This window comes from Bacillus sp. NMTD17 (assembly GCF_002998735.1).
GTDB lineage: Bacteria > Bacillota > Bacilli > Bacillales > Bacillaceae > Bacillus.
Map to the genome: position 1 here is coordinate 41,293 of NZ_PVRH01000007.1, position 20,736 is coordinate 62,028.

Consider the following 20,736-nt stretch of genomic DNA (forward strand, 5'->3'; position numbering starts at 1 on the left):
GATTGTCATGCTCTTCCACATTCCTATAAAATAATAGAATGATGTGATTCACAACATGGAGGTTTTTATGACGTTACCTACATTCAAGTACAACCCAGATCCAGTTTCGTTAAACGTGATCAAAAAAGAGCATACGACATGTCCTGTTTGTGAGAAAGAAAGAGATTACGTGTATCATGGTCCATTTTATACTGTTGAAGATGTGGAAGGAATTTGCCCTTGGTGTATTAAAGATGGATCAGCCGCTAAAAAATACGATGGCATCTTTCAAGACGATGCAAGTTGTGATGACGTCGTTCAAGAGGAATATGTAGATGAACTGATCTTCAGAACGCCAGGTTATCGCGGCTGGCAGCAGGAATATTGGTTAAGCCATTGCGGAGATTTTTGCGCAATCGTCCAGTATGTCGGATGGAAAGAGATAGAACATTTAGAGGAAGAACTCACAGAAGATATCGAAGACATTTGCAGCGGCGGGGGATTAACGAAAGAGAACCTAAAACAATGGCTCGTCAACGGAGGAGACTTGCAGGGCTACCTCTTTCAATGTGTTCACTGCAAAAAGCATCGTTTATATATTGACGCTAGCTAATCAAACAAAAAGGGCCCTTCAAACAGGTCCTTTTTTGATGCCGTCTATTTTTTATATAAAATGAGTGCAGAAAAACAGTAGAGCTGTTCTCCTCCCTGCTCACAGATCACCGCTACATCGTACTTGATATCAATAATTTGGTCGTCATCCATTCCTTTTAAAAAAAGATTGATTTCGCTCTGCAAATCTTTTTCGTGTTCTTCATCAAATACAGCTACCTTTAGCACATATGCCACTCTCCCTTCTCTCGCTACTCTATCTTTATGCATATAAGGGCGGGCATATGAACAAAAAAGCCTTTCATCTCAAAGATGAAAGGTCGGACTTCTTTTACAGCTTCGGTTTTGTTTCTCCTGTCCAAGCAAGCATCCCGCCAATGACATTGGTCGCTTGATAGCCTTGGTCTTCTAGGAAATAGCAGACATTTTCACTACGTTTTCCGGAGCGGCAAATAATATAATATTCCTGCGTTTGATCGAATGCATCCAGCTTCTCAGGAATATCTCCCATTCGGATGTGGACAGCTTCTGGAATCATTCCTTCTGCTACTTCCTCGTCCTCTCGCACATCAACAAGCTGAATGGCTTCTTCTTGCTCTAGCTTTTGTTTTAATTCTTCTATTGAGATTTCTTTTACTGACACGACGCTCATCTCTCCTTTTAATCACGGTGACACCATTATAGCAAATGATTCACATCACTGTGTATTCACCCGCTTCGATTGAAGGAAAGACGGCAGACGTTTCTTCACTTCGGCTGTCTGCTGATCACTTTCAAACTCTACCTTTTTGAATACTTGATAGGCCAGCCACATGTGGCCATAGGCGAGTATACTCACACTAAAGAACGGCACGATTCCCGGCAAATAAGCAAAGAGAACAAACAGCAGAGCCGAGAAAACGAGCATACAGAGTGTATATTGCAAATATGAGATACCAAGCAAAAGAGAGAATTTCAGATAGAGACGTTTTTTCCAATCATAATGAGCCAGCAGCGGAAAAATATAAAACAAGCTCACAACAAAGAGAAAACCAAAGATATAAATGGCAAAACGAAGCACATGCAAAAACCAGCTCGTTGGATAAATAAACGCAAGGTCTACATATATAATCGTCCCTATGATCAGCAGCGCCACTCCAATTAAGTTAGAGCGTACAAACTCCTCACGATACACCTTCCAAAAAGTCCGGAAAACGCTGACTTGCTCATGCCCTTGTATCCACTTTCTCATCACTGAAAATAGCGCAGTGGTCGCAGGCATCAATCCAAAGATCCCAAGCCCCAGCATGGTGAACAGCAGCCATAGCAAATTCGTATAGGCAAGTCTCATCACCCACTCACACATTCGAAGCATTCTGCTCATTGAACCATCATGATCCATCTCTTTCCCCTCCTCTCTTTCTCATTACACCGTCTCTTTTTGAAACAATTCTTCTATTTCAATTGGGCGCTTCTCTGCAACAGACCGCCACATGCCTTCCCCAAGCGCAATCGAATAAGCACCAGCCTCTGCTCCTGCTGATATGTCATAGTGAATTAAAGGATCTTTTCCTATAAATAAATCGGCCAGAAGCAGAGGGTCTCCGCCGCCATGTCCCCCTGGCTGTTTCACGACTTCAATTGTCTCTTTTGCCCCAAACATCGGATAATAAGAAATCGTCTGTTCTGGGAATTGAAAAGGAATTCTTGATGGCACATGAAACTCATTTGTTTCAATACGCCCCTTCGTCCCATTAATGGCAAGCCGGTATCCTTCATATGGCGCTGAGAATTGAATTGAATAGCTGAGCAGAGCTCCTTGGTCATATGCCACTGATGCCACATATGTATCCTCAATGTCAATTTCCTGATCAAAAATACAGGCGTCTGGGCGATAATTTGAGTACTGCTGCGTTTGCTCCTTACCGGATTCAATATGGTCGTCCTCTACCTTTGAGCGTTCTACCCGCGGATTCCACCTTGCTTCATAATGACAGGTATCCTTCACATGACATGTTCCGCAATACCTGTTTTCTCCCCCCTGCAAGGGATTCCAAGGACTTTCATTTCCGTAATAGTTCAGCGCCCCATAGGCAAATACTTGCTTCGGCTTTTGATTGATCCACCAATTGACCAAATCAAAATGATGCGTCGATTTATGAATGGATAGTCCGCCAGAGAATTGCCTCGTTCGGTTCCACCTTTTGAAGTAACTAGCGCCATGATACGTATCAATGAGCCAGCTCAGTTCAACAGATGTGACCCTTCCAATCTTTCCTTCTAAAATGAGTTCTTTGATCTTTCGATGAAATGGATTGTAGCGATAATTAAAAGTGACTGTGACCTTTCCTTTACTTTCCTTTTCTTTTTCCATCACTTTTTTGGCGTCTTTTGCTGTTGTGACCATTGGCTTTTCAGTGATGACATCGAGATCATGGTCAAGTGCCTGCAAAATATACGTGACATGTGTGTCATCCCGGCCTGCCACAATGACGATATCTGGCTTTGCTTCCTTCACCATTTGATCAAATGCACCTGCATGAAAGAACGAGATGCCCCGCAGTGATGGAAAACGCTCCTGACAAAGTGTATACCGATGATGATCTATATCTAGGAGCCCTGTAATCTTGTAATGCTCATTGAAATCCTCTGTGAGCGGTTTAATAAACATATTGAACGCACGATGACTGAGTCCGCAAACAACGACCCGTTTCACAGTCCCCACCTCTTTTTCTATCGATTTTCACGAAGCTGTTTCATGAGAGACAGCGCCTCATTGGACTTGTAAGCATACACAGGAATAAAAGCGACCATATCTCGGTGTAATTGAAAGGTATAGCCGTTTAGCTTTTTTGTGCCTTTATTGACTTGAACCGCATAATCGACCGTTTTCCCTGTCTTTTGGTCCTCGACCGTATATGGTCCTGCCGCTTGATCATCTACGCCCATTTCTTCAAGCAGCTGAAAGCTTTCAGGATCATCATATGTTCTAAACATTTCTTCTGGGACAAGCATGATGTCCCCCTCTTTTACGGTAATTTCAACAAGAAGCTTTTCAGGAATCGCCGGAAAGATGTGGACGCTATAAGACTCTTGTTCTGTCTGAAAAGCCTTCTCGACTAATTGATCCTTCATCCCCTTTGACATGTCAGAAAAAATCAGAACATCAATACCGTTTGTTTTCCCTTGGCAGGCTGACAAACAAAGGGCAGCGATGAAGCTGAGGAGCCATACCGCACCCCTTTTTCGCCTCTTCATGCCTTCTGAAAAACAGAAAGCTTCTCTAGCTCAGTTAACGCCATAATAAAAGCGCCTGCCCCGTGCAAGTCATTTGTGCTTCGCTCTCTTTCAACGTAGTAATCATAAAATCCAGCAGATGTTCCGATACAAATATCATTGATGGTAAAATCACCGTTTTCTGTCTCAGCCGTCTTATGATGAATTAAGCCTTGGTATGCTTTCACCACATGATCGACATAACGAAGGCTGACATACCCTTCATTCATGGCTTTTGCCATGGCGTACATGAATAAACACGATCCTGAGCTTTCAAGCCAATTGTCGCTATGAGTACCTTTATCAATGATTTGATGCCAGAGACCTGTGTCTTGATCCTGGTACTTGGATACACTTTCCAGCATGTCTGTCAGCGTTTCCTTCCAAACCTTTCGTCCCTCATGCTCTTCTGGCAGATCCTCGATCATATCTGCTAATGCAAGGACATACCAGCCAAACGATCTTGCCCAAAACTCAGGAGAACAGCCAGTCTTTTGATCAGCCCATGGCATCACTTTTCGTTCGTCCCACGCGTGATAGTACAGACCTGTTTTTTCATCTTTTGTATGCTTTCTCATGAGATACTCTTGATGGATCACCATATCCACCAGTTCCTCTTCACCTCTCAGCTTTGCATACTTTAAGGCAAAAGGTCCTCCCATGTAGAGACCATCCAACCACATTTGATAGGCATAATTGTCTTTATGCCAAAACCCGCCCTCAGATGTGCGATTCAATGTGCGGTAAAGCCCCCGAAGCTTCTCCGCTGCCAGCACATACCGCTTCTCTCCCGTCCGTTCGTAAAGAGGGAATAAAATGAGCCCTGCTTGGATCGCATCAAGCTCATCTCTGCGAAATAACAGGTTTCCATACTCATCAATGAGCGAATCTGCGTAGCTTTTCACATAATTGAAATACGTCTCGTTCTTCGTTGCCTCATATAGCTTCATCACACCGCAAAGAAAAACGCCTTGATGATAATGCCATCTTCCAGCTGGAGGCAGCTCAATTGGTGTATGCGCTTTCATAATTGTTTGTGCTAATTTCTCTGCATGCTCAAGTGGTGATCTCTTTTCAGTCGATAATGTCATTCTTCTTCATCTCCCTTTTTAGTAAATACCTTCTTCCCCGAATTTCTTCGCTAAACGGTTCGCCAACATGACCAAAATGAGTCCAACGGCTGCTTTAAATAGACCAACAGCGGTACTATAGCTGAATTGTCCTTGCTTAAGACCAGCTGTATAGACGTACGTATCAAAGATTTCTGCTACTTCCCGGTTCGTTGCATTGAGTAATAAGTAGACATGCTCAAAGCCAAGCTCTAATGTGTCACCAATTTTCAAAATAAGCAGAACGACAATCACACTTTTAATGGCAGGAAGAGTGATGTGCCACATTTGTCTCAGTCTGCCGGCTCCATCCATTTTTGCTGCTTCATATAGCTGCGGATCTACCGCTGTAATTGCCGCAAGATAAATGATCGTCGACCAGCCTGCTTCCCGCCAGATCACCTGTAAAATGTACATGGGTCTGAACCATTCCTGACTAAGGAGGAAGTTAATCTTTTCCCCTCCAAAGAAAGCAATCAATTCATTGATTAACCCGCCATCTACTGTTAACAAAACAAAAGATAAGGACACGACAATCACCCATGACATGAAGTGAGGAATGTATATCATGGTCTGGACAAATTTCTTAAACAATGCCAATCTGACCTCGTTTAAAAGCAGGGCCAATAAGATCGGAATCGGAAAGAAAATCACGACATTCATGGCAAATAAAATCAGTGTATTTTTTAATAAGATGAAAAATGTTGGTTCTGTAAACAATCGAATAAAGTGTTTGAAGCCAACCCACTCACTCCCAAGAATACCGAGAAACGGCTGGTAATCTTGAAAGGCAATGATAAGCCCCCACATCGGCACATATTTAAAGACAAGAAAATAAATGAGCCCTGGCAAAATCATTACATACAAAAACTTTTGACTAAGCAATTGATTAAGTAAGCGCTTTCTCTTTTCTTTTTTCAAAGCTGCCGCAGGCATACCCTTGGCAGTGACATCCTCTGTTTTCATAGATAAAGCCTCCCCTCATGCTGATGCATGTGTTAACTGTATCTTAAGGATGAAAAATCCGTCTACAATCATATCATCAGATCATATTTACTTAGGGGAAGCTACTCAAAACGTTACATAAAACATAAGAAAATGATCCTAATCTCAGAAAATGATTATTGACAAACCTACCAAATTTTTGGATTAATAAATTAAGGGGAAAAGATTGTTCTGTTTGAAATGGGGGGTTTTATGAAAAGAAGGCAGTATAAATTTTATTACAAGCTTGTGACGTTTTTTTTCGTGCTTAGTACGATTCCTGTCATCATTGTCGGTATTTTTTCTTATCAGCATTCGCAAAAAACCGCACTCGAAAATATCTCAAATGAAAAGCTGGACAGCGTCAAACAAACGCAATCCAATATTGAGCATATTTTAAAAACAGTGGATCATTCTCTCACTCACTATGTCAGTTCGCCGCCTCTCCTTCAAACACTGGCAGAACCTTTAAATCCAGACCAATTCCAGCTTTATAATCAAGTACAGCAGGAACTAAACTACCTGCAAACCTTTGACACCGATCTTTCCAATATTACACTCGTGAGTAAAATGGAAGACTGGTACATGAACAATTCGGGACTTTATCATGTCACAAGCGGAGACCAAGAGAAAGCGCTCACCTCTTACCTCAATATACCGAGTCATTCCAGCTGGGCACTTGAAGAGAATAATCCACTTGTTGCGACAAAAGAAGGAAAGGCCTCCTTTTGCAAATACAATGTGAACTTAATCAAACAACTCCCTATGAACAGTGTCCAGAAAAAAGGGATCGCTGTCGCCAGCATTCCGAGCTGCACGATTGCTGACAATATGCCTGACTTCTCTCAATCTGACAGTATGTTTGTCATTGATACAAACGGAAAAGTGCTGCTACATAACCGCAAAGAACAAATTGGTGAATCCTTGAAGAATCAAGAGCTCGTCAAGCATGTCCTATCACGTGAAGAACGATCAGGTCAATTTAACATGAAGATCGAGGAACTAGCCTATCAAATTACGTTTCAAAAATCAGACTATAACGAATGGACGTACCTATCCTTTGTTTCCATTCCAGAACTCAAGGCACAAACGAAATCAATTGGGTGGATCACCTTTATTATCTGCTTTATTTTGTTAGCGCTTTCATTACTATTTTCATGGTTTGGGTCCAGACATTTTTATAAACCAATCCGCTTGTTATATGAGTCCTTTGCACGCAATGAATCCTTTTTGCAAAAACAGCCTTTTCAAAATGAATTTGAGTTGATTGAGTCGAGTATTAAACAAATGAAGGATCAAAACAATGATTTAGAGGAACGTATTGAGCAGCAAGTCACGCACCTTCAGCAATACTTTATGGTGCGGCTATTGCTCGGAAAGCTGACAGAAGAAGAAATTAACAACCGGTTCCAAAGTTTGGGATTCCCTCAGGGCTGGTCTCATTTATCCATGCTTGTGACCCAAATCGATACGTTAAAAGGAACACCTTATGAAAAAAAGGATGCTGACTTGCTGTTATTTGCCATCAATGGACTGATCGAGCAGATGATTCCGCAAGATGAGCACCTTCAGCCAACGGTTGTCAATCAGCATCAAACGACGATTATCTTGAATCACTCAAAGTCAGATGAAGAGTTTACTGAATATTTAAACCAATTAGCGGAAACTATTCAGCAGCGCATCGAGGAAGAGCTTGGTTTATCGATCAGCATCGGGATCAGCCGCCAGTTTAAGGAGCTCACGATGGCGAAACAGGCTTACATTGAAGGAAAAGAAGCCTTAAAATACAGGCTCAAAGCAGAGAAAAAATCCATTATCTTATATGAACATATTCAGCAAGGAAAAACGTTTAAAACCCATTTTCCAAAACAGCTGCAGCATGATTTATTCGATGCGATGAAAGCAGGTGATCAAGGCAAGGCGGATCATTATTTACATGTGCTTCTGCAATCCATTTTCTCTAAAAATGCTGGACCGCATGAATACCATATCGCTCTCGCCCGTTTTTTAAACAATTTGATTGAGCTGATGCATTTGCTTGGCATTGAATTATTTGAGGTCGAAGACAACAAAATGCTGTATGATACGATTTTTGAATTTAAAACCTTTGAAGATACCGAAGCATGGCTGAAACATGAGATCATTCGGCCGATTATTGACCAGCTAGGTGCACGTGAGGACTCACAATACAAAAACATCTCAGAGAAAATCATTCATATCATTCATCAAGAATTCGACTCAGATCTTACATTGGATGAAATCGCCACACGCCTGCATTACAACCCCAATTATTTAAGCAGTATTTTTAGAAAGGAAATGGATATCTCCTTTAGTGAATATCTCTCGTCCTACAGACACCATGTCGCCAAAAACTGGCTCGTGGAAACCGATATGTCCGTCAAAGAAATTTCGGAAAAACTGAAATATAAAAATCCGCAAAACTTCATCCGTTCCTTCAAAAAACTAGAAGGCACGACCCCTGGCAAATACCGCGACCACAAAAAAGGCACATAAGACAAAAAGTCCCGCTCGCACAGGAAGCGGGACTTTTTTATTTAAATTGTTCATTTAAAATGCTGTCTTCCAGCACTGAAAGCGGCTCTCCGTACACACGTTCAATATGAGCTGCTCCCCAATCACAAAGCGCATTCAGAATTCTTTCGAGCGACTGTCCGTATTCACTTAATTCATATTCCACTTTAGGCGGTACTTGCTCATACACAATTCGGTTAATCACCCCATCACTTTCAAGCTCTCTCAGCTGTTGTGTAAGCATTTTTTGTGTGATGTTTGGCATGAGCCGCTTCAATTCACTCGTGCGTTTTTTTCCATGTGTTAAATGACATAAAATCACGCACTTCCACTTCCCGCCAATGACCTCAAGGGTCGCTTCCACTGAGATATTATATTTTTTCTTTTCCATCAAATCCTCACTCCTCTTTGTGCGAACAGGCACTTTTTAGTACCTATATTACAAAAAAGTACGTACTTTTTTTTTCGTCATCTATGTTAGATAATAACTCTTGCCGATCGGCTTCGTCTATCAAAATGTCATCATAGAAGGATGTGAACACTTATTCATGAAGAAAAAGCAAAACCACTTTGCCCTTCTCGCACTAGCCATTAGTGCTTTTGCTATAGGAACCACTGAGTTCATTAGTGTCGGTCTTTTGCCGATGATTTCAGATGACTTTGGAGTGAGCGTCAGCCAGGCGGGCTGGACCGTCTCTTTATATGCACTTGGTGTGACATTCGGCGCGCCTATTTTGACTTCTCTGACTTCAACGATGAAAAGAAAGACATTGCTATTGCTCATTATGCTCGTCTTTTTGATTGGAAATACACTAGCCACGATTGCTCCGACTTTTTCAGTGCTATTAATCGGACGGGTCATTTCAGCCTTATCCCATGGAATCTTTATGTCCATCGGCTCTACGATTGCTGCAAGCCTTGTAGTGAAAGAAAAACGGGCAAGTGCGATTGCCTTTATGTTCACTGGATTAACAGTTGCTACTGTGACGGGCGTGCCATTTGGGACATTTCTTGGCCATGAGCTCGGCTGGCGGACGTCATTTGGTGTGATTGTCATCATTGGTCTGATCGCACTGATATCCAACTATTTTCTTGTTCCATCTCAATTAAAGCAAGGCGTGAAAACATCATTTAAGGATCAAGCTGTCTTATTAAAAACAAAAAGAATCTTGCTTCTATTTGTCATTACAGCAACAGGATACGGAGGAACCTTTGTCGTCTTTACGTATTTATCCCCTCTCTTACAGCATGTGACAGGTCTTGCGCCTGAGGCGGTGGCCTTGATCCTGCTTTTATACGGGATCACGATCGCAGCCGGAAATGTCATTGGCGGAAAGGCTGCTAATGAGCAGCCAATGAAAGCACTGATTTACATGTTTATCATCCAAAGCATCATTATGTTTACCCTTAGCTTGACTGCTGGATTCACGGTGCTAGGCATTGGAACCGTCATGCTGATGGGACTGTTTGCTTTCATGAATGTGCCTGGATTGCAAGTAGTTGTCGTTGACTTTGCAGAAAGATACACACCAGGAGCAGTCGACGTCGCTTCCGCTATGAATATCGCTGCCTTTAATGCCGGTATCGCCATCGGCTCATTTTTAGGCGGCATCGTGACAGATACTCTTGGGCTTGTGCATACAGGCTGGGTCGGCGGCATCATGGTCCTTATCGCAGCAATTCTCACGATGATTAGTTTTCGAATGGAACAACAAGAACAAAATCAAACCATCTAAAGGAGTTTTCAATATGAACCATTTACAAAGTACAAAAACATTAAACAATGGGATCCACATGCCAGGATTTGGTCTTGGTGTATTCAAGGTTGAAGATGGCGCAGAATTAATAGACGCCGTCAAAACAGCCATTCAATTAGGCTATCGCAGTATTGATACAGCGGCTATTTACGGAAATGAAGAAGGTGTTGGACGAGGCATACAGCTTGGTTTAGCAGAAACAGGACTGCGCCGCGAGGACCTCTTTGTGACATCAAAAGTGTGGAATGCCGATTTAGGATATGAATCTACCCTAAACGCATACGAAGAAAGCTTGAAAAAGCTTCAGCTTGATTACCTTGATCTGTATTTAATCCATTGGCCGGTTGAAGGAAAATATAAAGACGCTTGGCGTGCACTGGAAACCTTGTATCGTGAAGGAAAAGTCAGGGCCATCGGAGTGAGCAACTTCCAGCCGCATCACCTAGACGAACTATTAAAAGATGCAGACATCATACCAGCTATCAATCAAGTGGAGTTTCACCCAAAACTGACGCAGGAAACACTCTTTACGTATTTGAACACACATGGCATTCAAATGGAAGCTTGGTCACCGCTAATGCAGGGGGAACTGCTTCATCATCCGGTGATCAAAGAGCTCTCGGACACATACGGCAAAACACCTGCTCAAATTATTTTGCGCTGGGATGTGCAAAAAGGCGTCATCACCATTCCAAAATCAACGAAAGCCCATCGTTTAAAAGAAAATGCAGACATATTTGATTTTGCCTTATCTGATGAGGATATGAAGCGCCTTTCTGACTTAAATGAAAACAAACGTATCGGTCCAGACCCAGACAACTTTGACTTTTAATAAAAACACCCCCGCTTTTTAACTGTGCGGGGGTGTTTATGTTGATCATTTTGATTTTTTAAAGGAAGCTTCATATTCTTCTATGATTTTATGACCACCGTTTGATTTCCACTTCTCTACATCTTTCTTAAATTGATCTTCACTGATGTCTCCAAGAATGAACTTATAAGTCGCATCATCGATGATTTTTTTCAACTCGTTTCCTCGCTCTGAGGCTGTTTCTGAATACAGGCTTTCAGCAGGATTGGCGACGATGATGTTTTGATTGTCTTCTTCTAGCTCTTCATATTTTGTACGAACCGCATCTCCTTTATTTTTCAAGTAACGTTTATCAATTCCTACTAGACTGACAAGCGGCTGTACGTCTGTCTGCCAGCTTTTCACTTGGCTTTCTTCTCTGACAAATGTATTCCCTTCTTCTTTCTTATAATGCTCGCCATCAATACCGTACGTCATGAGACCATATACATCTTCTTCTGCAATGCGGTCAAAGAAGGCCAAAATCCGTTTTAATTCTGCCTCTGATTTCACGCTTGTTTTAGGGAATGCAAAGATGCCATTATGACCACCTGATGCCCACACACGTTCTTTGCCATCTGGGCCTTTGATTCGGTTGATGATATCTATTTCCATGTTTTTATCTGTCGCGTCATCTCTCAAGTTCACTGCGTCTACCATATTCCCAACATAGATCCCTGCTTTTCCTTGTGAGAATAATTCCTGCTGCTGTGTTTTGCTTGTAACAGGGAAGTCTTTGTTGATATAGCCATTGTCACGCAGTTTCTTCATGTATTTCATTGTATTCATGTACTCATCTGTCATGAAGTCTGGCGTGAATTTGCCGTTTTCTTCTTTCCAGTCTGTCGGCATTCCCTCATATGAACCGAGTGTTTTAAATGCCCCATAAATCAAATCGTTCCGATCCGTAAAGCCAATTGTATCCGCTTTTCCGTTTTGATTCGGATCTTTTTCAGTAAAAGCTTTAGCTACCTCATAAAGATCATCCAATGTTTTTGGTGTATCCAAATTTAAATTTTCAAGCCAATCCTTTCGAATGACAATTCCTTGTCTTGAAAGTGGTCTCTCTCTATAAATGCCATAAAGCTTACCGTCTATAGAGGCGTTTTTATTAATCAGTTCGTTCATCTTACTTAAATTTGGATAATCCTTTAAATACGGACCGACTTCCCAGAACATGCCTGATCTGAACGCATTAATAGCAGACGAATTCTTAATGTCTTGAATCGTGACAATCTGCGGCAGATTCCCTGCGGCAAGTGCGGAATTTAAACGGTCTTCCTTCACGGCATCAGGCACCCATGTAATATCAAGCTCTGTATTTGTGAGCTTCTCAATCTCTTTTATGACGGAATCCTTCGGTGGCTGCTGATGATACAAAATAGCCATCCAGGTCAGCTTTACCTTTTTATCTAAATCAACCTTTTCATCTGATGAACTTGTTCCTTTGCTTGAACATGCGGATAGAATACCGCTTGCTGTAAATAACAGGACAAACGCAATCAACCATAATTTCTTTCTCCCCATAAGATCCCTCCGTTGTTCCATCTTTTTAACCTTTTACAGAACCTAGTAATGCCCCTTTGTTAAAATGCTTTTGAATAAATGGATAGACAAGCAGAACTGGAATGGTCGCTACCACAATGACAGCCATTTTAATCGTTTGGTCTGGCGGTGGTGTGGATGATCCCATATCCGACATATCTCCCTGCATTCCGCTTGAGACAATGACAATCTGCCTTAGCAGCACCTGAATCGGCCATTTCACTGAATCATTTAAATACAGGATGGCGGTCATGTACGTATTCCAATACGTCACGGCATAAAAAAGTGAAATGGTCGCAATAGCTGGCAAAGAAAGTGGCAGCACAATTTTAAAGAAAATCCCTAAATCGTTACAGCCATCCATCTTCGCTGATTCCTCAAGGCTTGCCGGGATGTTTTGAAAGAAGTTTTTCAAAATGATCAAATTGAATGCATTGATCGCAACCGGTAGAATAAGTGACCAATAGGTATCAAGCAGACCAAGTGTTTTCACCACAATAAACGTCGGAATCATACCTCCACTAAACAACATCGTGAAGACAACGAGAAACATCAATGTTCTCCGGCCTTTTAGCTCCTGACGAGACAGCCCATATGCCATGAGTGAGGACAAAAACATGCTGACAGCTGTTCCAACGAGCGTCACAAGAATGGACACAATGAGGCTACGATACACAATATCCGTAGAGAAAATATATTGATAGGCCTCTAAAGAAAACGTGGTCGGGAACAAGATAAACTTCTTCGTGATGACCTCTTCTACTGTAGCAAAAGAGGCTGCAATGACATGGATGAACGGAAGCACACATATTAATGCGAACATGAGTAGAAAAGAGTAATTAAATAAGTTGAACAATCGGCCTTTAATAGAACGATCTATGTTCATCACGCCCTTTCTTTGAAAGCGTTATCATTTCGTCCGAAAATAAGCTGCAGCCTGTGACGATATCGTGATTAAAATGTAACAAACGGGGGAAGAAAGCGTCTATAATCATCTTGACAGACCAACTGGATGGATCCTGTCAATCGTGCTTTTATGCTCATGAAACAAAAGAATAAGATCATCAGCTAATGACATGATTATGCCCTATGCCTGATCATTTTCTTCTAGGATTTCCGTCGTATTTACATCAGGTCTGTAGCCTAACTCCTGCTTTATTTTTTCCGTAGACCAGGGCTTTTCTTCGTTTTCTGATACGGCATAATATGTCCCAAAGGGGACGGTCGTTTCAATCGCTGCCTTTGTCATCCCTATAAGATCTTCATGTGACAGAAGTGTTCGTTTCGTTCTTCGTTTCTTGTGTAATGCCTCCATCTCATCCGTCACAACCGTTCCAATCCGTAAATTAATAACAGACATCCCCGTTTGATCGTGGAACAAACGGCCTAGCTGTTCTGAAGCAAATTTTAAAATACCATAGACATTTTTAGTCGCTGGCACATCGTCTGTTGTAATATTTCGCCCTAGTAAGGAGCGGCCATCCTCTTCATAACGATCGGTCACATGATTGCTGCTTGCAAAAATGACTTTTCGTATGCTGAGACGTGCAGCTGATCGAAACATATAATAGGAGCTCCTCCAAAAAATATCATTCACTTTTTCAAACTCCTCAAGATTCATCACATTATGCGTCATCTCCATGTTTAAAAGGTGCATGATGACATCTGTATCTCTCGGAATCGCCTCATATAATTCCTGTTCATTCGCTGCATCTGCTAAAATGGCTCCTTTTACACAACTCGTTTGATCAATGATGGTGATCTCGTACTCAGAAGAGAGCGCTTTTGTTAATATACGGCCTATCACACCGCATCCGCCAATGATCGTGATCTTTTTCATCTGTTTCCTCCTTTCTATTGACGTAGTATGTCCAAGCCTTTATGGGTTACAGCCATTTTTTCAAAAATCGAGTGGCCTCGTGACGCATAGCGGCTGTTTCAAAATGACCTGCATGAAGACCAACAAGCTGATACCGTTCTTTCAATGAAGCAGTTTGATAGGTTTGACTCAATCCCTTTTGAATGCGTCCGACGCCTTCAGCAGGCGTGAGCGGATCAAGTTTTCCAACTAAGCTTAAATGCGGCCTTGGAAAAATCATTGCCTGAATATCAGCTGCTGTAAAGTACTTTGCTAAGCTTGGTACATAGTAATAAAAGCCATGCCTGTCTAAATTGTTCGTTTCAATTAATGTGTGATGATCGACCTGTGCGCAAAGATCAATACACACACTGACCCTCTCATCAAGCGCAGCAGTCCACCAGGAAAGAAGCCCTCCCATTGACATTCCAAAAACAGCTAACCGGTCCGGCAGCACATCAGATCGAGACAGCACATAATCAATCGCACACATGCTTTCATACAGCATCATGCCCCACATCACTTTTCCTGTTAAAAGCATCTCCTTAAAAATTTCACTTTCTGTTCTTCCTCTTCTCTCACCAAACCCTGCATGATCGATAGCCAGGACACTATAGCCTTTTGATGTGAACTCTTTCGCATATGAAGGCGCTTGCAAATAATGAGCACCTTTGATCAGCTCTTCCTTCCCATCCACGTAGTTCCCGCCATGAGAGTGCTGGAACAGCACAACAGGTCTTTTTTTCACCGTATCCTTTGGCTTTACAAAATAAGCAGGCACTTCCTCTACACCATGAATCGAAAGAATGAGTGTTTCGACTACATACGATTCACGTTCCTCGATCTTTAACGTATATGCCTCCACGCGATGGCGTTCTGGCATTTCTCCTAACAGACTGAGCAGTTGTTCACGTTTGCTTTCCTTTTCCATTGACGTCACTCCTCATTTTCTTGATCACCTGTTAAAATACGAGGTCGATGAAGTAATCACCTTGTTTTCGACAAAATTATGTCCCGGGAAATAAAGAACACCCACCGGTTCATACCGATGGGTGTCATCATTAGTTCGCAACAATATTGACAAGCTTCCCAGGAACCGCAATCACTTTGCGAATGGTTTTCCCTTCAAGCTGTTCTTTTACGCGTGCATCATTTTTCGCAAGCTCTTCTAACTGTTCTTTTGTTGCATCAGCAGGAACGGTTAATTTTGCTTTCACTTTTCCATTCAACTGTACGACAATTTCTACTTCATCGTCGACAAGCTTTGACTCGTCATATTGCGGCCATGCTTCATAAGAAATAGACCCTTCATGACCAAGTTTATTCCAAAGCTCTTCTGCTAAGTGCGGTGCAATTGGAGAAAGAAGTTTCACAAAGCCTTCTGCATATTCTTTCGGCAGTGTATCAGCCTTGTAGGCATCATTGATAAACACCATTAATTGTGAGATCCCTGTATTGAAGCGCAGGCCTTCATAATGGTCCGTTACCTTCATCACGGTTTCATGATAGCTGCGTTCTAATGCGCCTCCAGTTTGCTCCGTCACTTTATCACTGATTGTGCCATCTTCATTTGTGAATAGACGCCATACACGATCAAGGAAACGGCGAGCACCATCAAGTCCTGTTTCAGACCAAGCGATTGATGCATCTAAAGGTCCCATGAACATTTCATAAAGTCGTAATGTATCCGCACCATGAGATTCTACGATATCATCTGGATTGACAACGTTCCCTTTTGATTTACTCATTTTTTCATTATTTTCTCCAAGAATCATTCCTTGGTTGAACAATTTCATGAAAGGTTCTTTTGTAGGAACAACACCGATATCATACAAGAACTTATGCCAGAAGCGCGCATATAGAAGATGCAGTACAGCATGTTCTGCTCCGCCAATATATACATCAACAGGAAGCCATTTCTTTAGCTTCTCAGGAGATGCAAGCTTTTCTGAGTTATGCGGGTCAATATAACGTAAGAAATACCAGCAGCTGCCTGCCCATTGCGGCATTGTATTGGTTTCACGGCGTCCTTTTTTACCTGTTACAGGATCTACAACCTCAACCCACTCTTTGATATTGGCTAAAGGTGATTCACCTGTACCACTTGGCTTAATCTCAGTGGTTTTAGGCAAAATCAGTGGAAGCTCTTCCTCTGAAACGGCTGAAGAAGTTCCGTCCTCCCAATGAATAATTGGAATTGGCTCACCCCAGTAACGCTGGCGGCTAAATAGCCAGTCTCTTAAACGATATGTGACTTTCTTTTCGCCTTTTTGATGTTCTTCAAGCCATGCAATGGCTTTTTCAATCGCTTCTTCTTTTCCTAATCCATTGAGGAAATCAGAGTTAATGTGTTTTCCATCACCTGTGTAAGCTTCTTTTTCAATGTCTCCGCCTTCTACAACTTCCTTGATTGGAAGATCAAATGTTTTGGCGAATTCATAGTCACGCTCATCATGGGCAGGTACCGCCATAATCGCGCCTGTTCCATAAGTAGCCAGCACGTAATCTGCAATCCAGATCGGCATCTTTTCACCATTTAATGGATTGATGGCATAAGCGCCTGTGAAAATACCCGTCTTCGTTTTTGCAAGATCTGTCCGCTCTAAGTCGCTCTTTGATTGAATTTCTTTGATATATGCTTCGACTGCTTCTTTTTGAGCAGCTGTTGTAATTTTTTCAACAAGTGCATGTTCTGGTGCAAGTACCGCATATGTTGCACCAAATAATGTATCCGGACGCGTTGTGAAAACAGTAAACTGTTCGTCATGTCCTTCTACTTCGAAATGAACGTGTGCACCTTCTGAACGTCCGATCCAGTTACGCTGCATATCTTTGATGCTTTCAGGCCAATCAATGTCTTCTAAATCTTCTAACAGCCTGTCCGCATATGCCGTAATCTTCAGCATCCATTGCTTCATCGGACGTCTTTCAACTGGATGCCCTCCGCGTTCACTTTTTCCATCAATGACTTCTTCATTTGCAAGAACTGTACCAAGCGCCGGGCACCAGTTCACTGGTACTTCATCGATATACGCCAATCCCTTTTCGTACAATTTCAAGAAAATCCATTGTGTCCATTTATAATAATTCGGATCAGTCGTGTTGATTTCTCGATCCCAATCATATGAGAATCCTAGTGATTGAATTTGGCGGCGGAAGTTATTGATGTTCTCTTCTGTAAAGACCGCTGGATCATTCCCTGTATCTAGTGCATACTGTTCTGCTGGAAGACCAAATGCGTCCCATCCCATTGGATGAAGAACATCATATCCCTGCATACGTTTCATGCGTGATAAAATATCCGTTGCTGTGTAGCCCTCAGGGTGCCCGACATGAAGCCCTGCTCCTGATGGGTATGGAAACATATCAAGCGCATAGAACTTTGGTTTATCTTCCGAGTCAGATGTGGCGAATGTTTTATGTGTCAGCCAATAATCCTGCCACTTCTTTTCAATTTCCCGATGCTGAAAACTCAATGTGAAAACCTCCTTTAATATGTACGGCTGTATCTGCTCAGATGACCACTGCAAGAATTCAGATTTTTCTAAAATCAACAAAAAACCCTCATCCCTGGAAAGGGACGAGAGATTTTTTGGTTCCCGCGGTACCACCCTTGTTAGCGTCACTTTCTGTTTGTACGCTCACTTAATATCTTTAACGCAGACATGCGACAGAAGCTTTAACGCAACTGCAACTCTGAGGCGAGTTCAGAAGCAGATTTGATTGACTTTCACCAGCCGTCAATTCTCTAAAGACAAATACTGCTTTCCTACTACTCCTCTTCACTGTTCTTATCGTAACCGTCATCTAAGTAGTATTTTATAGAATTATGATCATAAGTGCAAGCAGGTTTGTATACAATGGGAATGTACCCTAGATCAGGGTAAAGTAGAGGATATTATTCGTGTGGAGATCGGTTATGACGGTTGGAGTCTGCATCCTGTGAACGCTGTTCTCTTACAAAATCAAAGCTTCGCAGAACTGCTTCTCCTCCGTAACCTGAAATAATTGATAAGATGACCAAGTGCAGACTAGAATCGGGATTTGAGGATAAGACAAGCAGTGTAGCGGCAATCATCCCAACGAGCCAATCTTCAATAAACCCTAAATAAATAAACTTTTTTGTCATTCTGGGCTTCTCTAGCCTGCCTTTTTTCTTTACGTGACCGAGAATGCCCATGACCCCTCCAATGGCGCAAGCAATAATGACTTGTTGCAGCATTTTCATCACCTTCCTAAAGCCCTTAGAATAGTAAAGCGACTTCAGGCTGTCCAGCCCCCTGTAATGCCATTCTGCTGTTCCGTCATAATCCATGTAAAAGGTCTATTCTCTCTAACGAAGAAAAAAAGCTTGTTTCTTCCATTATATGTGAATGACCCAAAAACAATCTTGATGCATTGGAATCATTTTTACCTAATCCATATTAACTATTTTTGTCATTTTATGAATTATGAGCAATTGATTCCTTCTTTTTCTAAAGAAAAGTCTCCTTACTTAATATATTCTAATGGAGGACAAACTATGATGACAAATTTAACAAAGCCATTGCAATCATTGAAACAGAACATATGTTATGTTACGTTATTAAGGAATACTTTTGGTTGAAAAGACAGCCATTTGATATGTCTGCTAGTAGCAGCAAAGGAGGGTAATATGGTCAGCTCGAACATCTTCGGCTTGCAAAAACAGCTTGAACTCATAAAAAAAGCGCTAGATCATGCGCGGATCGGTGTTGTCATTACAGACCCTTCTTTAGAGGATAACCCTATCGTTTATGTGAACCATGGCTTTACACACATGACTGGATACAAACCAGATGAGATTCTTGGGCGTAATTGTCGATTCCTTCAAGGAAAAGACACAGATCAAGAGCAGCTTGATTTAATACGTCATGGAATACAGAATAAAATACCTATTACCACACAGCTAAAAAATTATAAAAAAGACGGTACTTTTTTTTGGAATGAACTCAATATAGATCCTCTATACATTGAACAAGATGATAAAACATTTTTCATTGGCTTTCAAAAGGATATTACGAAACAGAAAGAATATGAACAACTCCTAGAAGATTCCTTACAGGAAGTCACCTCTCTTTCGACGCCAATCGTCCCAATCAAAAATGGTGTATCTGCTCTACCACTCATTGGAAAACTATCTGAAGAACGCTTTGATGCCATTGTTGCGAAGTTAACTTGTATATTAGATGATTCAAAGGATGATTATTTAATTGTCGATCTTTCTGGCTTAATCGATGTCGATGATTCCGTTGCAGGACGCATTTTCAAGCTGCATCATCTTCTCAGTTTAACTGGAACCGAACTGATCATCACAGGGATCAAACCGCAGCTTGCGATGAAAATGAAAGACTTGGATACAGATTTCCAGGATGCAATCACATATTTGACGGTTAAGGAAGCAATCAAAGGATTACCATTAGCTGAAAACCCTGTGTAAACAGGGCTTTTTTAGTTAAACCGCCCCTAAAAATGGAAAAATGAGGTATGATAGGAGTAAATAGAGATTTAGGGGGGCTTCTAGATGATGATGTTACTCATCATAGGTCTTTTATGTGTTTGTTTCGCCATAGGATATGCCGTCAATTTCTTATTACTCAAACACCAGAACGAGCATATCTTTTCAAAGAAACTATTTTATCCTTTTTTGATCTTGGGTCTCGTCTTTTCCATTATGTCATTACCGTTTGCTGCCACAGATGCACCGAAGGCACAAGCAGATCCATCTTCAGAACAGCTGTTAAAGGATCAAAAGCAGCTCACATCTGACATATCGCGCTTAAAAGCTGATAAAGAGGAGCTTACTGCCTCTTTAGAGGACGCAACTAAGGATAAAGAAAAACTAGCTAAAAAGCTAGAAACCATCACCTCAGAAAAAGAAACAGTCAAAAAGCAAGAAAAGACCATTCAAGCGCTTGAAGAGAAAATAGACAAGCTTGCCTCAAGCAATGAAACACTCAAAAAAGAGAACAAGAAAAGCAGCAGCGATACGAAGTCTTCCACTGTTCAGCGCTCCGCTCCTAAAGATGAAGGAAAAAGTACAGGCGGTCATGAATCGCAGAAGGAAACAAAAAAAGAATCAGCAGCCTGTAACATCAAAGGAAGTGTCAATGGCATTTATCACACACCGAGCAGCAGATACTACTCTAGAACAAAAAATGTAACCGAACTATTCTGCTCCGTAGAAGAGGCAGAACGTGCAGGGTACCGGGCACCTAAGCAATAGCCATGTGTCAC

20 protein-coding genes and 1 other annotated feature are annotated in these 20,736 nt (G+C 41.7%); of the genes, 6 read left to right on the forward strand and 14 right to left on the reverse strand.

Annotation, left to right across the window (positions count from 1 at the left end; translation table 11 throughout):
- The first annotated feature begins 67 nt into the window (after positions 1–67).
- Positions 68–592 carry a CbrC family protein gene (locus C6347_RS17755; protein ID WP_106071942.1) on the forward strand — a complete coding sequence of 175 codons (525 nt, stop codon included), beginning with the start codon at positions 68–70 and terminating at the stop codon, positions 590–592.
- Positions 593–636: 44 nt separating this feature from the next.
- Here the strand turns inward: C6347_RS17755 and C6347_RS17760 are convergent, their stop codons facing one another.
- From C6347_RS17760 to C6347_RS17790, 7 genes are all read right to left on the reverse strand, one after another.
- Positions 637–819 carry a sporulation protein Cse60 gene (locus tag C6347_RS17760; protein WP_034665546.1) on the reverse strand — a complete coding sequence of 61 codons (183 nt, stop codon included), beginning with the start codon at positions 817–819 and terminating at the stop codon, positions 637–639.
- 103 nt (positions 820–922) lie between these two features.
- Positions 923–1,234 (reverse strand): rhodanese-like domain-containing protein, encoded by a 312-nt coding sequence (locus C6347_RS17765; protein ID WP_066030532.1) that lies wholly within the window; start codon positions 1,232–1,234, stop codon positions 923–925.
- A gap of 54 nt (positions 1,235–1,288) precedes the next feature.
- Entirely contained in the window at positions 1,289–1,972 is a 684-nt protein-coding gene (locus tag C6347_RS17770; RefSeq protein WP_106036983.1) for a YesL family protein, read from the reverse strand.
- Between the two features lie 24 nt (positions 1,973–1,996).
- Complete coding sequence (locus C6347_RS17775; protein WP_060597044.1) at positions 1,997–3,286, reverse strand: Gfo/Idh/MocA family protein; 1,290 nt, start codon at positions 3,284–3,286, stop codon at positions 1,997–1,999.
- A gap of 17 nt (positions 3,287–3,303) precedes the next feature.
- Positions 3,304–3,828 carry a lipoprotein YteS gene (locus C6347_RS17780; RefSeq protein WP_106071943.1) on the reverse strand — a complete coding sequence of 175 codons (525 nt, stop codon included), beginning with the start codon at positions 3,826–3,828 and terminating at the stop codon, positions 3,304–3,306.
- A complete protein-coding gene (locus tag C6347_RS17785; RefSeq protein ID WP_106048484.1) occupies positions 3,825–4,937 on the reverse strand; it encodes a glycoside hydrolase family 88/105 protein in 1,113 nt (370 codons plus the stop codon). Before C6347_RS17785 ends, C6347_RS17780 begins: the two co-directional genes overlap by 4 nt.
- An 18-nt stretch (positions 4,938–4,955) precedes the next feature.
- Positions 4,956–5,921: an ABC transporter permease gene (locus C6347_RS17790; protein WP_034665423.1), complete on the reverse strand. Its 966-nt coding sequence runs from the start codon at positions 5,919–5,921 to the stop codon at positions 4,956–4,958.
- 231 nt (positions 5,922–6,152) lie between these two features.
- Here C6347_RS17790 and C6347_RS17795 point away from each other — a divergent pair, with 231 nt between their 5' ends.
- Positions 6,153–8,453, forward strand: coding sequence for a helix-turn-helix domain-containing protein (locus C6347_RS17795; RefSeq protein ID WP_106071944.1), 2,301 nt, complete (start codon positions 6,153–6,155; stop codon positions 8,451–8,453).
- 37 nt (positions 8,454–8,490) lie between these two features.
- Here C6347_RS17795 and C6347_RS17800 read toward each other — a convergent pair whose 3' ends face one another.
- A complete protein-coding gene (locus C6347_RS17800) occupies positions 8,491–8,862 on the reverse strand; it encodes a winged helix-turn-helix transcriptional regulator (protein WP_003217763.1) in 372 nt (123 codons plus the stop codon).
- A 157-nt stretch (positions 8,863–9,019) separates the two neighbouring features.
- On the opposite strand from C6347_RS17800, the gene C6347_RS17805 reads away from it, so the two are divergent.
- Positions 9,020–10,207 carry an MFS transporter gene (locus C6347_RS17805; protein ID WP_106061290.1) on the forward strand — a complete coding sequence of 396 codons (1,188 nt, stop codon included), beginning with the start codon at positions 9,020–9,022 and terminating at the stop codon, positions 10,205–10,207.
- A gap of 13 nt (positions 10,208–10,220) precedes the next feature.
- Positions 10,221–11,060, forward strand: a complete 840-nt coding sequence (locus tag C6347_RS17810) for an aldo/keto reductase (protein WP_106071945.1) — start codon at positions 10,221–10,223, stop codon at positions 11,058–11,060.
- A gap of 45 nt (positions 11,061–11,105) precedes the next feature.
- On the opposite strand, the gene C6347_RS17815 is transcribed toward C6347_RS17810, so the two are convergent.
- The 6 genes from C6347_RS17815 to C6347_RS17840 form a co-directional block, all read right to left on the reverse strand.
- Positions 11,106–12,605, reverse strand: coding sequence for an extracellular solute-binding protein (locus C6347_RS17815; RefSeq protein ID WP_106071946.1), 1,500 nt, complete (start codon positions 12,603–12,605; stop codon positions 11,106–11,108).
- A 25-nt stretch (positions 12,606–12,630) separates the two neighbouring features.
- Entirely contained in the window at positions 12,631–13,491 is an 861-nt protein-coding gene (locus C6347_RS17820) for a carbohydrate ABC transporter permease (protein WP_106048542.1), read from the reverse strand.
- A 219-nt stretch (positions 13,492–13,710) separates the two neighbouring features.
- Complete coding sequence (locus tag C6347_RS17825; RefSeq protein WP_106071947.1) at positions 13,711–14,463, reverse strand: NAD-dependent epimerase/dehydratase family protein; 753 nt, start codon at positions 14,461–14,463, stop codon at positions 13,711–13,713.
- Positions 14,464–14,509: 46 nt separating this feature from the next.
- Entirely contained in the window at positions 14,510–15,412 is a 903-nt protein-coding gene (locus tag C6347_RS17830; RefSeq protein ID WP_060597050.1) for a dienelactone hydrolase family protein, read from the reverse strand.
- A 130-nt stretch (positions 15,413–15,542) separates the two neighbouring features.
- Positions 15,543–17,957: a leucine--tRNA ligase gene (gene leuS / locus C6347_RS17835; RefSeq protein WP_034665405.1), complete on the reverse strand. Its 2,415-nt coding sequence runs from the start codon at positions 17,955–17,957 to the stop codon at positions 15,543–15,545.
- A gap of 97 nt (positions 17,958–18,054) precedes the next feature.
- Positions 18,055–18,276 (reverse strand) — a binding site (T-box leader).
- 103 nt (positions 18,277–18,379) lie between these two features.
- Positions 18,380–18,709: a DUF4257 domain-containing protein gene (locus tag C6347_RS17840; protein WP_223249904.1), complete on the reverse strand. Its 330-nt coding sequence runs from the start codon at positions 18,707–18,709 to the stop codon at positions 18,380–18,382.
- 426 nt (positions 18,710–19,135) lie between these two features.
- On the opposite strand from C6347_RS17840, the gene ytvA reads away from it, so the two are divergent.
- Both ytvA and C6347_RS17850 read left to right on the forward strand, forming a co-directional pair.
- Entirely contained in the window at positions 19,136–19,939 is an 804-nt protein-coding gene (ytvA, locus tag C6347_RS17845) for a YtvA family blue-light photoreceptor (protein WP_060597051.1), read from the forward strand.
- Positions 19,940–20,023: 84 nt separating this feature from the next.
- Complete coding sequence (locus C6347_RS17850) at positions 20,024–20,725, forward strand: coiled-coil domain-containing protein (RefSeq protein WP_106048480.1); 702 nt, start codon at positions 20,024–20,026, stop codon at positions 20,723–20,725.
- Positions 20,726–20,736: the final 11 nt, after the last annotated feature.

Excerpts from the sequence above, each read along its gene's own strand:
- C6347_RS17755 (WP_106071942.1), top strand. The coding sequence starts at position 68 with ATGACGTTACCTACATTCAAGTACAACCCAGATCCAGTTTCGTTAAAC.
- C6347_RS17770 (WP_106036983.1), bottom strand. The coding sequence starts at position 1,972 with ATGGATCATGATGGTTCAATGAGCAGAATGCTTCGAATGTGTGAGTGG.
- C6347_RS17780 (WP_106071943.1), bottom strand. The coding sequence starts at position 3,828 with ATGAAGAGGCGAAAAAGGGGTGCGGTATGGCTCCTCAGCTTCATCGCT.
- C6347_RS17785 (WP_106048484.1), bottom strand. The coding sequence starts at position 4,937 with ATGACATTATCGACTGAAAAGAGATCACCACTTGAGCATGCAGAGAAA.
- C6347_RS17790 (WP_034665423.1), bottom strand. The coding sequence starts at position 5,921 with ATGAAAACAGAGGATGTCACTGCCAAGGGTATGCCTGCGGCAGCTTTG.
- C6347_RS17795 (WP_106071944.1), top strand. The coding sequence starts at position 6,153 with ATGAAAAGAAGGCAGTATAAATTTTATTACAAGCTTGTGACGTTTTTT.
- C6347_RS17800 (WP_003217763.1), bottom strand. The coding sequence starts at position 8,862 with ATGGAAAAGAAAAAATATAATATCTCAGTGGAAGCGACCCTTGAGGTC.
- C6347_RS17805 (WP_106061290.1), top strand. The coding sequence starts at position 9,020 with ATGAAGAAAAAGCAAAACCACTTTGCCCTTCTCGCACTAGCCATTAGT.
- C6347_RS17810 (WP_106071945.1), top strand. The coding sequence starts at position 10,221 with ATGAACCATTTACAAAGTACAAAAACATTAAACAATGGGATCCACATG.
- C6347_RS17815 (WP_106071946.1), bottom strand. The coding sequence starts at position 12,605 with ATGGGGAGAAAGAAATTATGGTTGATTGCGTTTGTCCTGTTATTTACA.
- C6347_RS17825 (WP_106071947.1), bottom strand. The coding sequence starts at position 14,463 with ATGAAAAAGATCACGATCATTGGCGGATGCGGTGTGATAGGCCGTATA.
- C6347_RS17830 (WP_060597050.1), bottom strand. The coding sequence starts at position 15,412 with ATGGAAAAGGAAAGCAAACGTGAACAACTGCTCAGTCTGTTAGGAGAA.
- C6347_RS17840 (WP_223249904.1), bottom strand. The coding sequence starts at position 18,709 with ATGAAAATGCTGCAACAAGTCATTATTGCTTGCGCCATTGGAGGGGTC.
- ytvA (WP_060597051.1), top strand. The coding sequence starts at position 19,136 with ATGGTCAGCTCGAACATCTTCGGCTTGCAAAAACAGCTTGAACTCATA.
- C6347_RS17850 (WP_106048480.1), top strand. The coding sequence starts at position 20,024 with ATGATGATGTTACTCATCATAGGTCTTTTATGTGTTTGTTTCGCCATA.